Here is a 14,174-nt window from a genome sequence, read left to right on the forward strand (position 1 = left end):
ATGGCAAGCGAGGAAACGATGTCGCGAAAACTGCGAATGGGTCTGATCGGCGGCGGCCCGGGTTCTTTTATCGGCCGCATCCACCGCATCGCGGCGGAACTGGACGGCGAGGCGGAACTCGTCTGCGGCGCATTCAGCAGCTCGGCCGAGCGCTCGCGCGAAGCCGGCGAAAGTTATCGTCTGCCGGCCTCGCGCGTCTATGCGAGCTACGCGCAGATGATCGAGGCGGAGAAAGCGCTGCCGGCCAGCGAGCGCATGGATTTCGCTGCGATCGTGACGCCGAACCACGTGCACTACGAGCCCGCGCGGCTGTGCCTGGAAAGCGGATTCCACGTCGTCGTCGACAAGCCGATGTGTTTCTCGGTCGACGAGGCGAAGCAATTGCAGGAAGTCGTCGCGCGCACGCGCCGCCTGCTTGCCGTCACTTACACCTACAGCGGCTATCCGCTCGTGAAGCAGGCGCGCGCGCTCGTCGCGGCCGGCCGACTTGGCGCGGTGCGCAAAATCTACGTCGAATATCCGCAGGGCTGGCTCGCGACCGGCGTCGAACAGGGCGGACAGAAGCAAGCGAGCTGGCGCACCGACCCGGCGAAGTCCGGGGCCGGCGGCGCGATCGGCGACATCGGCACGCACGCCGCGCATCTCGCCGAATACGTCAGCGGCCTGCACATCGCCGAAGTCGATGCTGCGCTCAATACTTTCGTTGCGGGGCGCCGGCTCGACGACGACAGCGCGATGCTGCTACGCTTCGAGAACGGCGCGAGCGGCGTCCTGTTCGCGACCCAGGTCGCCGCGGGCGAAGAAAACAACATCCGCATCCGCGTCTACGGCGAGAAGGGCGGCCTCGAATGGCAGCAGGCCGACGCGAATTCGCTGGTGCTGCGCCTGATCGATGCGCCGGTGCAGGTGCTGCGCACCGGCTCGGCCTATCTCGCCCCAATCGCCGCGGCGAACGCGCGCACGCCGCCGGGCCATCCCGAGGGTTATCTCGAAGCGTTCGCCAATATCTATGCCGCGTTTTACAAGGCGGTGCGCGACTACGAGCGCGATCCCGCGATCGATTTCCGCAGTTACGATTTTCCCAACGTCGACGATGGCCTGCACGGCATGAGCTTCGTCGATACCGTCGTGCGTTCCGCACAATCCGACAAGAAGTGGACGGCTTTGCCATGAAGACGATCAAGGGTCCGGCGATTTTTCTTGCGCAGTTCATGGGCGACAAGGCGCCGTTCGACAAACTCGAAAGCATCTGTCGCTGGATGGCGTCGATCGGCTATCGCGGCGTGCAGATTCCGAGCTGGGACAGCCGCTGCATCGATCTCAAACGCGCCGCAGAAAGCAAGGACTACTGCGACGAGATCAAGGGCGTCGTCGAGTCCTGCGGCCTCAAGATCACCGAACTCTCGACCCATTTGCAGGGTCAGCTCATCGCCGTGCATCCGGCCTACGATGCGCAGTTCGACGGTTTCGCCCCGGAATCGGTGCGCGGCAACCGCGACAAGCGCACGGCCTGGGCGGTCGAGCAGCTTCACCTCGCTGCGCGCGCGAGCCGCAATCTCGGCCTCGACGCGCACGCCACGTTCTCAGGCGCGCTGCTCTGGCACACGTTCTACCCGTGGCCGCAGCGTCCCGCGGGCGTGGTCGAAGACGGGTTCAAGGAACTCGCGCGCCGCTGGCGGCCGATTCTCAATGCGTTCGACGACGTCGGCGTCGACGTCTGTTACGAAATTCATCCGGGCGAGGATCTGCACGACGGCGTGACCTTCGAGCGCTTCCTCGCAGCGACCGGCGACCACCCACGCTGCCGCATGCTCTACGACCCGAGCCATTTCGTCCTGCAGCAGCTCGACTATCTGCGCTATATCGATCACTACCACGAGTTCATCCGCATCTTCCACGTGAAGGACGCGGAGTTCCGCCCGTCGGGCAAGTCGGGCGTGTACGGCGGCTACCAGAATTGGATCGATCGCCCGGGACGATTCCGCTCGCTCGGCGACGGCCAAGTCGATTTCAAGGCGGTCTTCTCGAAATTCGCCCAGTACGATTATCCGGGCTGGGCGGTGGTCGAGTGGGAGTGCGCGATCAAGCACCCGGAAGACGGCGCGAAGGAAGGCGCGGCATTCGTGCGCGACCACATTATCCGCGTTACCGAACACGCCTTCGACGACTTCGCCGGGCAGGGTGCCGACGAGGCACTCAACCGTAGGGTGCTTGGCTTGTCCTGAGTGCGCGCCCGGCACAATCGCCGGGATGAATTGAGGAACCTCCCGACAGTTCTGATTTCATCGAATCTCGTCATTCCGGCGCAAGCTGGAATCCAGCTTTTGGCCGGTCGGACACAAAGCGGAATCCCGGCTTGGCCAGTTCCTCGGCTGTCGAGAGCCGCCGGGATGACGAACAAATCGGAACTTGCCTAACGCTTCCGTTCCGAGTCTTCGTCCGACTTTTTTCTTCCGAAGCGCGCCATCTTGCGCACCGCGTCGCCGATCATGCCTAGCGAGGTCTTCACCGCGTCGAGCGACCAGTCGAGCACGCGCCGCTCGTCGACGCCGCTGAACGCGCGCACCACGTCGGGCATGCCGGTGATCGGCGAGTCTTTCCATTTCGCCACGGCCTGCGCGCGTTTGCCGATCGCGTAGGTGACGCTGGCGTTGCTGACCGCGGACGAGACGATCGCGGCGATCGGCACGAAGCGTTTGGTCAGCGCGCCGCCGATGCGCCCGCCGAGGCGGCGCAGCACGCCGCGCACGAGGATGTCGCCGGCGATGCTGGCGCTCGTGCCCACGGTTTGCACGCGGTCGATCAGCTCAGTGTGCAGGGCCGCAGGCAACTGCAGCGAATATAGCTTGAAGGTGTCTTCGACCAGCTCGCGCTGCACGCGCGCGAGGAACTTGGCGTCGAGCACTTCGCCGAAGACGAAGCCGAGCACGCGGCCGAGGCCGGGAATCGCCTCGATCGCCGCAGTCAGCGCGCCGGTCAGCGCCGCGCGCGTGCACTTGCGCCGCAACAGGGCGACGAACTGGGTATCGACGTCGTCGACGCGTACCGCTTCGATTTCCTTGCTCGCCTTGCGTGCGGGCGGTTTGGCTTCCGGATCGCGTTTGATGCGCAGCATGGCCGCATGCTAACGGAAAATGCCGGCAGCCGCGTTTCCGCGCCGGGCGGATCGGGCCGCGACAAGGCAGCTGCAACGATCATCGGTTATTCTTAACAATTGACCGCTTTCTCAGAATTCCCCATGTCCGATCTTTCTCCTGCTTCGCTGGATCGCCACGATACGATCCGTGCCGTGAACTACGCCGGCGGCGCGCTGCGCCTGCTCGATCAGCGCGAGCTGCCGTTCACCGAGGCGCAGATCGAATGCCGCAACGCGCTCGAAGTCGCAAAGGCGATCAAGGATCTGGTCGTGCGCGGTGCGCCGGCGATCGGCATCGCCGCGGCCTGGGGCGTGGTGCTGCAGGCCGCGCTGCTCGACACCGCCGGGCAGAAAATCAGCGTGGCCGCACTCGACCCGACATTCGACGCCTTGAACGCCGCGCGGCCGACCGCGGTCAACCTCGCCTGGGCGCTCGCGCGCATGCGCCGCGCGCTCGAACAGGCGAAGTCCGATCCGCTCGCCGTGCTCGCCGCCGAGGCGCGCGCGATCCAGGACGAGGATCTCGCCGCCAACCGCAAGATGGGCGAATTCGGCGCGGGTTTCTTCGGCGAGCGCATCGGCGTGCTCACGCATTGCAATACCGGCTCGCTCGCCACGGCGGGCTTCGGCACCGCGCTCGGCGTGATCCGCGCGGGCTACGCCGGCGGCAAAGTCGCGCAGGTGTATGCGGGCGAGACGCGGCCGTGGCTGCAGGGCGCGCGCCTGACCATGTGGGAGCTTGTGCGCGACCGCATTCCGGCCAAGCTGATCGCGGATTCGGCGGCGTCGCACCTGATGAAGTCGGGCGCGGTGCAGTGGATCGTGGTCGGCGCCGACCGCATCGCTGCGAACGGCGACACGGCGAACAAGATCGGCACCTACCAGCTCGCGATCAGCGCGAAGCGGCACGGGGTCAAGTTTATGGTCGTCGCGCCGTGGTCGACCGTTGACATGCAGACCAAGCACGGCGACGACATCGAGATCGAACTGCGCGATCCGGCCGAGCTGCTGTCGATCTCCGGCAAGCGCACCGTGGTCGACGGCGCCGATGCGTGGAATCCGGTGTTCGACGTGACGCCGGCCGAATTGATCGACGTCATCGTCACCGAACGCGGCTCGATCGAGCGGCCGAATGCGGCGCAGATGCAGGATCTGCTCGCGCGGGGCTGAACACGATGTCGCAGTTTCTTCAATTCTGCATCGTCGGCGTGATCGGCTTCTTCGTCGACTGGGGCGTGCTCTGGCTGCTCGTGACCGGCTTCTCCTGGGACCGTTTCAGCGCACGCCTGATCTCGTTTCTCTGCGCGGCGACGGCGACCTGGCTGATCAACCGCAACACCACGTTCAAGGGCACGCGCAATCACTCGCGTCTGGGCGAATGGATGCGCTACATCTTCGCGATGAGCGGCGGCTTCGCCTGCAACTTCGCCGCCTACTCGGCGCTCGTGCTCGCCTTCGATTTCGATGCGCATTGGCTGGCGTTGCCCGTCGCCGCCGGTTCGGTGGCCGGCCTCGGCGTCAACTACATCGCCTCGCGCCACTGGATCTACCGCAAGACTTCCTAGCCGGCGCGGGGCCGCCGCGGCGCGGTCGCCGGCGCGATTTTCGCTTGGAAAAAGTATACAAAATGCCGGGTGCGGCGGGCTTGGTCGTGGGCGCTTTTCCGAGGGTTGACGCCGATTGGTTTTCGGGCCTCAGAGCGATGTTCTAATTTATTGAAATTATTCGGTTTTATCGCTCCGAAAATACCGCTTCGGAGGTGCCGGGTGTGATAAAATTATTGCGGTCCGATTTCAGCGGAAATTTCGGCGAAATCGAACCCGATCGACGCCACGCGTCCACGCAGCAAATCACAGGAAAAACCATACGATGGCTGACTTGGCCAAAGAAATCATTCGCGTCAACATCGAAGACGAAATGCGCCAGAGCTACCTCGATTACGCGATGAGCGTGATCGTCGGCCGCGCTCTGCCGGATGTGCGCGACGGCCTCAAGCCCGTGCATCGTCGCGTGCTCTACGCGATGCAGGAGTTGAACAACACCTGGAACCGCTCCTACATCAAGTGCGCGCGCGTGGTCGGTGACGTCATCGGTAAGTACCATCCGCACGGCGACCAGTCGGTGTACGACGCGCTCGTACGCATGGCCCAGGATTTCTCGCTGCGCTATCCGCTCGTCGACGGCCAGGGCAATTTCGGCTCGGTCGACGGCGACAACGCCGCGGCGATGCGTTACACCGAGTGCCGCCTCGATCGCCTCACCTCGGAAATCCTCTCCGACCTCGACAAAGAAACCGTCGACTTCCAGCCCAACTACGACGAGAAGGATCTTGAGCCGACCGTGCTGCCTGCACGCGTGCCGAATCTGCTCGTCAACGGTTCGGCCGGCATCGCCGTCGGCATGGCGACCAACGTGCCGCCGCACAACATCTCCGAGATCATCGATGCCTGCATCGCGGTGATCGACGATCCCGACCTCGGATTCGACGACCTGCTGCGTCTCGTGCCGGGTCCCGATTTTCCGACCTACGGCATCATCAACGGCGCCGCCGGCATCATCGAGGCGTACAAGACCGGCCGCGGTCGCATCTATGTGCGCGCGAAAGCCGAGATCGAGACCGAGGACAACGGCCGCGAGACGATCATCGTCACCGAGCTGCCGTACCAGGTGAACAAGAAGCGCCTGATCGAGACGATCGCCGAGCTGCACAAGGAAAAGAAGCTCGAGGGCATCGCTCCCGACGGCCTGCGCGACGAGTCCGACAAGGACGGCATGCGCATCGTCATCGAAGTGCGCAAGGACACGCTCGGCGAAGTGCTGCTCAACAACCTGTATCAGCAGACGCAGATGCAGGTGACGTTCGGCATCAACATGGTCGCGCTCGTCGACGGCCAGCCGCGCCTGCTCAATCTCAAGGAAATTCTCGAAGCCTTCATCCGCCACCGCCGCGAAGTGGTGACCCGGCGCACCATCTTCGAGCTGCGCGAAGCGCGCAAGCGTGCGCACGTGTTGGAAGGTCTCACCGTCGCGCTCGCCAATATCGACGAGATGATCGAGCTGATCAGGACTTCCGAGTCGAGCGAAGTCGCGCGCGAGCGCATGCTCGCCAAGCGCTGGGAGCCGGGCCTCGTGCGTTCGCTGCTCGCCGCCGCGGGCGCCGACGCGTCGAAGCCGGAAGATCTGGCGCCGAACGTCGGCCTCGGCGATGCCGGCTACCAGTTGTCGGAAGTGCAGGCGCAGCAGATCCTCGAAATGCGCCTCGCGCGCCTGACCGGCCTCGAGCAGGAAAAGCTCACTGACGAGTACAAGGAACTGCTCGCGACGATCGCGGGACTGATCGAAATCCTGCAGAACCCGGATGTCCTGCTCAAGGTCATTCGCGAAGAGCTGATCGCGATCAAGGCGCAGTACGGCGACGAGCGCCGCACCGTGATCCAGGCCAGCCAGGAAGACCTCGACGTGCTCGACCTGATCGCGGCCGAAGACGTCGTCGTCACCCTGTCGCACGCGGGCTACGCCAAGCGCCAGCCGACCACGATCTACCGCGCCCAGCGCCGCGGCGGCAAGGGCCGCTCGGCGACTGCGATCAAGGAAGAGGATTTCGTCGAGAAGCTCTGGGTCGTCAACACTCACGACACTCTGCTCGCATTCACCAGCCTCGGCCGCGTCTACTGGCTGAAGGTGTACAAGATTCCCGAAGCCGGGCCGAACTCGCGCGGCCGCCCGATCGTCAACCTGCTGCAGCTCGAAGAGGGTGAGAAAGTGCAGGCGATTCTGCCGGTGCGCGAGTATCGCGACGATCAGTTCGTGTTCTTCGCCACGCGCAACGGCACGGTAAAGAAGACGCCGCTGACCGAGTTCGCATTCCAGTTGCAGCGTGGCAAGGCGGCGATCTCGCTCGACGAAGGCGATGCGTTGGTCGACGTGCAGCTGACCGACGGCACGCACGACGTGATGCTGTTTGCGTCGAACGGCCGCACCGTGCGTTTCGCCGAAGGCGAAGTGCGTGCGATGGGCCGCGGCGCCGGCGGCGTGCGCGGCATCCGCCTCGTCGAGGGTGCGGAAGTCGTCTCGCTGCTGGTCGTCGAGCATGCCTTGGAGCAGAGCGGCGACGAAGACGAGTCGGGCGACACGGCCGAAGCCGTCGAAGCGCTGGCCGACGAGCCGGCATCACCGACGGAAACCTACGTCCTCACCGCGACCGAACGCGGCTACGGCAAGCGCACGCCGCTGTCGAAGTATCCGCGCAAGGGTCGCGGCATCCGCGGCGTCATCGGCATCCAGTGTTCCGAGCGCAACGGCGATCTCGTCGGCGCGGTCGAACTCGACGATGCCCACGAAGTCATGCTGATCTCGAACCAGGGCACGCTCGTGCGCACGCGCGCGAACGAAATCGCCAAGGTCGGGCGCAATACGCAGGGCGTGACCCTGATCCGTCTGCCGGCGGAGGAATCGCTGGTCGGCGTGGTCGCGATCGAATCGCTCGGCGTCGAAGAAGAAGGCGTCGACGAAAAAGATGCCGACGAGCCCGGAGCGTCGCTGCCGAGCGAATAAGCTCCGCTGACGACCCGCACCGCCGGCCGCATGGCCGGCGGAACTCGGTGCGCGCTTGCCGATCCTAATCAGCGGACCGGCAACGGTGCGCCGGGGGAGGCGGTGCGATGAGGCACGTGACAGTTCTTCTGGCGATACTGCTGCTCGCCGCATTCGATGCGCACGCGGATTCGGCTTCCGACCTCGTGCGCGCGGCGCGCGCGCAGGTCGGCGTGACCTTGCGCTACGACCCCGCTTATCGAACTATCGGTTATCCGAACGGCGACGTGCCGCTGGACCGCGGCGTGTGCACCGACGTCGTGGTTCGCGCTTATCGCGGCATCGGCATCGATCTACAGGCGCGCGTGCACGAAGACATGCTCGCGGCGTGGAAGGTCTATCCGAAAATCTGGGGCTTGAAGGCACCCGATGCGAACATCGACCATCGGCGCGTGCAGAACCTGACGACATTCTTCGCGCGTCACGGCCAGACTCTTCCGACCGGCGACGATCCACACGGCTACCGCGCCGGCGATATCGTTACCTGGAATGTCGACGGCCTCGCGCATATCGGCATCGTCGCCGAGCGCCGCACGCGCGCGGGTGTGCCGTTCATCGTGCACAACATCGGTGCCGGCGCGCGCATGGAAGACGTGCTGTTCGCCTATCCGATCACCGGCCACTATCGCTGGCTGCCGAAGCGTTGAGTCGGCCGCCTCGGCTGGGGCCTTGCCCCAGCCTGAAGCCTGCACGCGCTCAGATCACCGCGAGCATCGACGCCGCGTCGGAAACCTTGAACTCGCCCGGCGCTTCGAGATGCAGCGCCTTGACCACGCCGTCGTCGGCGTAGAGAGCGAAGCGCTTGCCGCGCATGCCGAGGCCGAACGCGGTGCCGTCCATCTGCAGACCGAGCGCCTGGGTGAAGGTGCCGTTGCCGTCGGCGAGCATCCACAAACCCTCGGGCACCTGTTGGTTCTTCGCCCAGGCGTCCATGACGAAGGCGTCGTTGACCGCGATGCAGGCAATGTCCACATTTTTACTTTTGAACTCTGCGAACTTTTCCACATAGCCCGGCAGATGCTTGGCCGAGCAGGTCGGCGTGAACGCGCCGGGCACGGAGAAGAGCACGACTTTCTTGCCCTTGAAGATCTCGTCCGTGTTGACCGCCTGCACGCCGTCCTTGAGGTAGTTGAGAGTGGCGTTGGGAATTTTGTCGCCGATTTGGATCGTCATGGATCGACCTTCGCTGATTGAGATGTTGCTATGGAGAGGTGCGGCCGAAAGTGGCCGCGTTCGACGTTCGCGTTCGCGGGCGAACGCGCGGGCAAGAAATGATACGGCTTAAACGGCGCCGACATCATCCCTTGAAAAGAATGCGCGCATCCGCATTTTTCCCGTCAGCGGGCAATCGGCCCGAATCATTTGCAGGAACCCAGACATGACTATCACCCAGTACCAGAATTGGCTGCGCCCGCATCACCGCCATTTCTTCTCCGACAACCAGGATGCGCATGCGTGGACGCCGCGCGTCGACGTGCGCGAGGAAGACGCGCGCTACGTGATCTTCGCCGACATTCCGGGCGTGGACTCGAAGGACATCGAGATCAGCATGGACAAGGGCGTGCTGACGATCAAGGGCGAGCGCAAATCGGAAAGCGCGTCCGAGAACGGCAAGCTGACCCGCGTCGAACGCCGTTACGGCGCCTTTGAGCGCAGCTTCGTGCTGCCGGACAGCGCCGATGCCGACGCGATCACCGCGAGCGGCAAGAACGGCGTGCTCGAGGTTGCGATCCCAAAGAAGGCGCAGGCCGCGCCGCGCAAGATCGCGGTGAACTGAAGAGGTATTTTCGCGATCGTCCGTGATCGCGAGGATCACGAGGCGATCATTCCTGGCCGCGCTTTTCAATAAAGCAGCTCTCTTCGAAACACCTTTTGGACCAACCCGCGGTCGGCTATGCTGGCCGCGGGTGATTTGCGTTTTTGTCGTCATTCCCGCTCAGGCGGAAATCCGCTTGCCGCTGCGAAAAGCCGTGCAAGGAAAAAGCCGGACGATCGGTCGTTGAGGAACCCGGCCCGCGTGGGAATGAAGATAAAAAGCATGTACTCCATTGGTCGCTGATCTCATAAGCCCGACATGCAATTCAAAGACTATTACGACATCCTCGGCGTGAAGGCCGATGCGAGCGAGGCGGAAATCAAATCCGCCTATCGCAAGCTCGCGCGCAAATACCATCCGGACGTGAGCAAGGAAGCGGGCGCCGAGGAGAAATTCAAAGCGGTCAACGAAGCCTACGAAGCGCTCAAAGACCCGGCCAAGCGCCGTGCTTACGATCAGGTCAAGGCGCAAGGTTACCGGCCGGGGCAGGAGTACCACCCGCCGCCGAATGCCGGCGACGGCCAGGGCTTCGATTTTTCCGACCTCGGCGAAGGCGGTTTTTCCGACTTCTTCGAATCGCTGTTCGGCGGCGCACGCGGCGGCCCGCGCGGGCGGCCGCCCGGTCCGCGGCGCGGGCGCGACGTGCAGGCGCGCGTCGAGATTCCGCTCGCCAGCGCGTTCAGCGGCAGCAAGGAGCGCATCACCCTGCGCGACGGCGGCGGCGGCGAACGCACGCTCGAAGTGAAGATTCCCGCGGGCATCCTGCCGGGTCAGCAGATTCGGCTCGGGGGACAGGGTTCGCCGGGCGTGCAGGGTGGACCTGCGGGCGATCTGCTGCTCGAAGTGTCGGTGCGCGATGACGGCCGTTTTCATCTCGACGGCCGCGATGTGCTGCTGACCTTGCCGATCGCGCCGTGGCAGGCCGCGCTCGGCGGGACGGTGACCGTGCCGACGCTCGGCGGCGACGTCGAACTGCGTATCCCGGCGGGCTCGGATTCCGGCAAGCGTATGCGGCTGCGCGGACGCGGCATGCCTGGCGCCACGCCGGGCGACCAGTTCGTCACTTTGCAGATTCACGCGCCGCCCGCGCAAACCGAAGCGCAGCGCAAGCTCTACGAGCAAATGGCCCAGGAGTTCGGCGAATCGGCCGTGCGCGCGTGACGCCGAAAGAAAAGCGTCTGCACGCGGGTTGATGCGGAAAAATACCGACCGGAGCAAAAGCGGCAGTGCCGCTTCAGCTCATTTGCTTTTGTCCGCGTACGTCCGCGTCAATCGGTGACGAAGGACGTTTTTCCATTTACGCCGCGGCGGGCAGCAGGTTTTTGATCGCCTGCGCGAGTTCCTTCTCGTCGATCGGCTTGGTCACATAGGCCTTGGCGCCTTGGCGCATGCCCCAGACCTTGTCGGTCTCCTGACCCTTGGTGGTGACGAGGATGACCGGAATATGGCTCGTCGTCGGCTCGCGCGCGAGCGTGCGCGTGGCCTGGAAGCCGTTGAGATTCGGCATCACCACGTCCATCAGGATCAGGTCGGGAATTTCGCGCTTGGCCACGTCGACCCCGGCGGCACCGTCTTCGGCCGTCGTCGCGACGTGACCGAGCTTTTCGACTATACGCTTGAGGCCGAGCAATTGCGTCGGCGAATCGTCAACGATCAATATGCGTGCCATGGTATACGCCTGCCCCTGTGCAGTGATGAAAGTCGATTGTAGGCACAACTTTTGTAACGCGACAGTGCAGAGTTTGCGGGCGTGATCGTGGTCACGCTTTGCCCTGTCGAACTTCAGAGCCGGACAACGGTGCGGCCGAAAGAATCGCCGGCGAGCATCGTTTCAAACACTTCCGGCAGACCGTCGAGGCCGACCTCGCGCGTTGCGATCTTGTCCAGATGTGCGGGTTTCCATTCGCCGGCGAGATGTTGCCACACGGCATCGCGGATGTCGCGCGCGGTGCCGGCCGAAGCGATGCCGAGCAGGCTGACGCCGCGCAGGATGAACGGCATCACCGTCGTTGCGAGCGCGGCGTCGGCGGCGAGGCCGCAGCTGGCGATATTGCCGTAGGGATGGATGACGCGGGTCAGCCCGGCGAGCATTTCGCCGCCGACGTTGTCGATCGCGCCGGCCCAGCGGCTGGTCTCGAGCGGGCGCTGGCCCCAGTACAGGTCTTTGCGCGATATGCACTGCTTGGCGCCGAGCGCAATCAGATCGTCGAAGCGTTCGAGCTTGCCGCTGATCGCATGCGCCTCGAAACCCGCGCGCGTGAGAATGTCGATCGCAAGCGAGCCGACGCCGCCGGTGGCGCCGGTGACGACGACCGGGCCCATCGACGGCACCTGTCCGTTCTGGCGCATGCGATAGAGCGACAACGCCGCGGTGAAGCCGGCCGTGCCGAGCACCATCGATTCGCGCAGACTGAGGCCCTTCGGCAGTGCGATCACCCACTGCGATTCGAGCCGCGCGTACTGCGCGTAGCCGCCGTCGCGCGTTTCCGACAGGCCGCAGCCGGTGACGAGCACTTCGTCGCCTTCCTTGAATCTGGCGTCGCGCGATTCGACCACATGGCCGGCGACGTCGATGCCGCCGACGAGCGGCGATTCGCGCAGAATTTTTCCTTTGCCGGTGCCGGCAAGCGCGTCCTTGTAGTTGACCGACGAGTAGGCGACCTTGATCACGACTTCGCCGGCGGTGAGATCGTCTAGCCGCAGTCCCTCGATGCCCGCGCGATAGTTGTTGCGGTCGGCGTGGATGCGGAAGGCGGGGAAGGTTGTGGGAATGCTCATGCTCTTTGCTTCCTTCTCGTCATTCCAGCGCACGCTGGAATCCAGCTTCTAGCCTTGAATGAAGATGGGATACAAGTCCCGCCTGGGTCAAGTCGCGTTTGCGTTCGTAGATGCGTTTGATCAAATCTGAAGTGAGGTCGACATACAACGTTGCATTCCAGCCGCTCGCAAAATGAAGACGCATGGGTTCTTCATGCGAATTCAGAAGCTGGATTCCAGCGTTCGCTGGAATGACCAAGTAAGCGGAGTTCGATCCCGGATCGACGCACATTCTTGCGTCGTCCGGGTCGAGTACATCTCAAACTCAATTGATCTTGTGAATCGCACGCTTGTCCACGGCGAGCGCGGCTTCGTGAACGGCTTCGCTCAGCGTCGGATGCGCATGGATGATGCGCGCGAGGTCTTCCGCGGAGCCGTGGAATTCCATCGCGACGACGGCCTCGGCAATCAGCTCGGAGACGCCCGGTCCGACCATGTGCACGCCGAGCAGGCGATCGGTTTCGGCGTGCGCGAGCACCTTCACGTGACCGGCGGTTTCGTTCATCGCGACGGCGCGGCCGATCGCGGCGAACGGGAAGGCGCCGGCCTTGTACGGGATGCCGGCCTTCTTGAGTTCTTCTTCGGTCTTGCCGGCCCAGGCGATTTCCGGTTCGGTGTAGACGACCGACGGGATCGTGTCGTAATTGACATGGCCCGGCTTGCCCGCGATCAGCTCGGCGACGGCAATGCCTTCCTCGAAGCCCTTGTGCGCAAGCATCGGCCCGCGCACGCAATCGCCGACCGCCCAGATGCCGTCGGCGCCGGTGTAGCAGTGTTCGTCGACGGCGATGCGGCCGCGTTCGTCGAGTTTCACGCCGGTGCCTTCGGCGAGCACGCCCTGGGTCGCGGCGCGGCGGCCGACGGCGACGAGCAGCTTGTCGACGACGAGGGTCTGCTCGCCCTTGGCGTCGGTGTAGGTGATCTCGACGGTCTTGCCCTTGACCTCGGCCTTGCTGACCTTGGCGCCGAGCTTGATGTCGAGGCCCTGCTTGGCGAACTCGCGCTGCGCGACTTTGGCGATGTCCTTGTCGGCCATCGCGAGGAAGTCCGGCAGCGCTTCGAGCACGGTGACCTCGGCGCCGAGGCGGCGCCAGACGCTGCCGAGTTCGAGGCCGATGACGCCCGCGCCGATCACGCAGAGACGCTTCGGCACCGCATCGAAATCGAGCGCGCCGGCGTTGTCGACGATGTTCTTGCCGTCGAATTTGGCGAACGGCAGTTCGATCGGCACCGAGCCCGGCGCGAGCACGATGTGCTTGGCGGTCAGCTCGGTCGTCGTGCCGTCGAAACGCTGGACTTTGACCAGCTTGTTCGGATGCAGCGTGCCGAAGCCGTCGTAAGCGGCGATCTTGTTGCCCTTGAACAGCAGGGCAACGCCGCCAGTGAACTGTTTGACGATCTTGTCCTTGCGCCCGACCATCGTGCCGACGTCGATCTTCGCGTCCTTGGTCGTAATGCCGTGGACGTCGAAGTGCTGGGTCAGGTTCCAGAACTGTTTCGAGGAATCGAGCAGCGCTTTCGAAGGAATGCAGCCGACGTTGAGGCAGGTGCCGCCGAGCGCGAGCTTGCCGTCCTTGCCTTTGAAGTTGTCTATGCAGGCCGTCTTCAGGCCGAGCTGCGCGGCGCGGATCGCCGCGTGATAACCGGCGGGGCCGCCGCCGATGACGATGACGTCGAAAGTGTCACTCATGAGTAAATTCCAAAGTCGTGTTGTGAGCAGTGAGCGGTGAACAGTGAGCGGGAAATGCAAAAGCAAGACGCGACGGGTCGGGGCTCTTTCCGCTCACCGCTCACTGCTATTCCGCTCACTGT

14 protein-coding genes are annotated in these 14,174 nt (G+C 64.2%); 8 read left to right on the top strand and 6 right to left on the bottom strand.

Annotated elements, in window-relative coordinates:
- Window positions 1-18 precede the first annotated feature (18 nt).
- Entirely contained in the window at window positions 19-1,173 is a 1,155-nt protein-coding gene (locus FFS30_RS15150; protein ID WP_171014645.1) for a Gfo/Idh/MocA family oxidoreductase, read from the top strand.
- Complete coding sequence (locus FFS30_RS15155) at window positions 1,170-2,225, top strand: sugar phosphate isomerase/epimerase (protein WP_137913992.1); 1,056 nt, start codon at window positions 1,170-1,172, stop codon at window positions 2,223-2,225. Before FFS30_RS15150 ends, FFS30_RS15155 begins: the two co-directional genes overlap by 4 nt.
- A gap of 188 nt (window positions 2,226-2,413) precedes the next feature.
- Here the strand turns inward: FFS30_RS15155 and FFS30_RS15160 are convergent, their stop codons facing one another.
- Complete coding sequence (locus FFS30_RS15160; protein ID WP_137913993.1) at window positions 2,414-3,115, bottom strand: hypothetical protein; 702 nt, start codon at window positions 3,113-3,115, stop codon at window positions 2,414-2,416.
- Between the two features lie 123 nt (window positions 3,116-3,238).
- On the opposite strand from FFS30_RS15160, the gene mtnA reads away from it, so the two are divergent.
- The 4 genes from mtnA (at window position 3,239) to FFS30_RS15180 (ending at window position 8,376) form a co-directional block, all read left to right on the top strand.
- Window positions 3,239-4,306 carry an S-methyl-5-thioribose-1-phosphate isomerase gene (gene mtnA, locus FFS30_RS15165; protein ID WP_137913994.1) on the top strand — a complete coding sequence of 356 codons (1,068 nt, stop codon included), beginning with the start codon at window positions 3,239-3,241 and terminating at the stop codon, window positions 4,304-4,306.
- Window positions 4,307-4,311: 5 nt separating this feature from the next.
- On the top strand, window positions 4,312-4,701 hold the full coding sequence (locus FFS30_RS15170; RefSeq protein WP_137913995.1) for a GtrA family protein: 390 nt from the start codon (window positions 4,312-4,314) through the stop codon (window positions 4,699-4,701).
- Between the two features lie 304 nt (window positions 4,702-5,005).
- On the top strand, window positions 5,006-7,690 hold the full coding sequence (gene gyrA / locus FFS30_RS15175; protein ID WP_137913996.1) for a DNA gyrase subunit A: 2,685 nt from the start codon (window positions 5,006-5,008) through the stop codon (window positions 7,688-7,690).
- 116 nt (window positions 7,691-7,806) lie between these two features.
- Complete coding sequence (locus FFS30_RS15180; protein ID WP_249352490.1) at window positions 7,807-8,376, top strand: DUF1287 domain-containing protein; 570 nt, start codon at window positions 7,807-7,809, stop codon at window positions 8,374-8,376.
- 49 nt (window positions 8,377-8,425) lie between these two features.
- Here FFS30_RS15180 and FFS30_RS15185 read toward each other — a convergent pair whose 3' ends face one another.
- Window positions 8,426-8,902, bottom strand: a complete 477-nt coding sequence (locus FFS30_RS15185; RefSeq protein WP_137913998.1) for a peroxiredoxin — start codon at window positions 8,900-8,902, stop codon at window positions 8,426-8,428.
- Window positions 8,903-9,107: 205 nt separating this feature from the next.
- On the opposite strand from FFS30_RS15185, the gene FFS30_RS15190 reads away from it, so the two are divergent.
- Both FFS30_RS15190 and FFS30_RS15195 read left to right on the top strand, forming a co-directional pair.
- Entirely contained in the window at window positions 9,108-9,506 is a 399-nt protein-coding gene (locus FFS30_RS15190; protein WP_137913999.1) for an Hsp20/alpha crystallin family protein, read from the top strand.
- Window positions 9,507-9,803: 297 nt separating this feature from the next.
- Complete coding sequence (locus tag FFS30_RS15195; protein ID WP_137914000.1) at window positions 9,804-10,706, top strand: DnaJ C-terminal domain-containing protein; 903 nt, start codon at window positions 9,804-9,806, stop codon at window positions 10,704-10,706.
- 136 nt (window positions 10,707-10,842) lie between these two features.
- Here FFS30_RS15195 and pilH read toward each other — a convergent pair whose 3' ends face one another.
- The 4 genes from pilH to lpdA all read right to left on the bottom strand — a co-directional run bounded on the left by pilH (window position 10,843) and on the right by lpdA (window position 14,052).
- Window positions 10,843-11,214, bottom strand: a complete 372-nt coding sequence (gene pilH, locus FFS30_RS15200) for a twitching motility response regulator PilH (RefSeq protein ID WP_137914001.1) — start codon at window positions 11,212-11,214, stop codon at window positions 10,843-10,845.
- 113 nt (window positions 11,215-11,327) lie between these two features.
- The gene (locus FFS30_RS15205; RefSeq protein WP_137914002.1) at window positions 11,328-12,323 is read right to left on the bottom strand and encodes an acryloyl-CoA reductase; all 996 of its coding nucleotides are present in this window, start codon (window positions 12,321-12,323) and stop codon (window positions 11,328-11,330) included.
- A gap of 19 nt (window positions 12,324-12,342) precedes the next feature.
- Entirely contained in the window at window positions 12,343-12,594 is a 252-nt protein-coding gene (locus tag FFS30_RS15210; RefSeq protein WP_137914003.1) for a hypothetical protein, read from the bottom strand.
- Window positions 12,595-12,627: 33 nt separating this feature from the next.
- Window positions 12,628-14,052, bottom strand: coding sequence for a dihydrolipoyl dehydrogenase (gene lpdA / locus FFS30_RS15215; RefSeq protein ID WP_137914004.1), 1,425 nt, complete (start codon window positions 14,050-14,052; stop codon window positions 12,628-12,630).
- Between the last annotated feature and the right edge of the window lie 122 nt (window positions 14,053-14,174).

Source organism: Rudaea sp. 3F27F6, from assembly GCF_005503555.1.
GTDB lineage: Bacteria > Pseudomonadota > Gammaproteobacteria > Xanthomonadales > Rhodanobacteraceae > Rudaea.

Coding starts and splice junctions, on each gene's coding strand:
- FFS30_RS15185 (WP_137913998.1), bottom strand. CDS start 8,902: ATGACGATCCAAATCGGCGACAAAATTCCCAACGCCACTCTCAACTAC.
- gyrA (WP_137913996.1), top strand. CDS start 5,006: ATGGCTGACTTGGCCAAAGAAATCATTCGCGTCAACATCGAAGACGAA.
- FFS30_RS15160 (WP_137913993.1), bottom strand. CDS start 3,115: ATGCTGCGCATCAAACGCGATCCGGAAGCCAAACCGCCCGCACGCAAG.
- lpdA (WP_137914004.1), bottom strand. CDS start 14,052: ATGAGTGACACTTTCGACGTCATCGTCATCGGCGGCGGCCCCGCCGGT.
- mtnA (WP_137913994.1), top strand. CDS start 3,239: ATGTCCGATCTTTCTCCTGCTTCGCTGGATCGCCACGATACGATCCGT.
- FFS30_RS15170 (WP_137913995.1), top strand. CDS start 4,312: ATGTCGCAGTTTCTTCAATTCTGCATCGTCGGCGTGATCGGCTTCTTC.
- FFS30_RS15210 (WP_137914003.1), bottom strand. CDS start 12,594: ATGTGCGTCGATCCGGGATCGAACTCCGCTTACTTGGTCATTCCAGCG.
- FFS30_RS15205 (WP_137914002.1), bottom strand. CDS start 12,323: ATGAGCATTCCCACAACCTTCCCCGCCTTCCGCATCCACGCCGACCGC.
- pilH (WP_137914001.1), bottom strand. CDS start 11,214: ATGGCACGCATATTGATCGTTGACGATTCGCCGACGCAATTGCTCGGC.
- FFS30_RS15190 (WP_137913999.1), top strand. CDS start 9,108: ATGACTATCACCCAGTACCAGAATTGGCTGCGCCCGCATCACCGCCAT.
- FFS30_RS15150 (WP_171014645.1), top strand. CDS start 19: ATGTCGCGAAAACTGCGAATGGGTCTGATCGGCGGCGGCCCGGGTTCT.
- FFS30_RS15155 (WP_137913992.1), top strand. CDS start 1,170: ATGAAGACGATCAAGGGTCCGGCGATTTTTCTTGCGCAGTTCATGGGC.
- FFS30_RS15195 (WP_137914000.1), top strand. CDS start 9,804: ATGCAATTCAAAGACTATTACGACATCCTCGGCGTGAAGGCCGATGCG.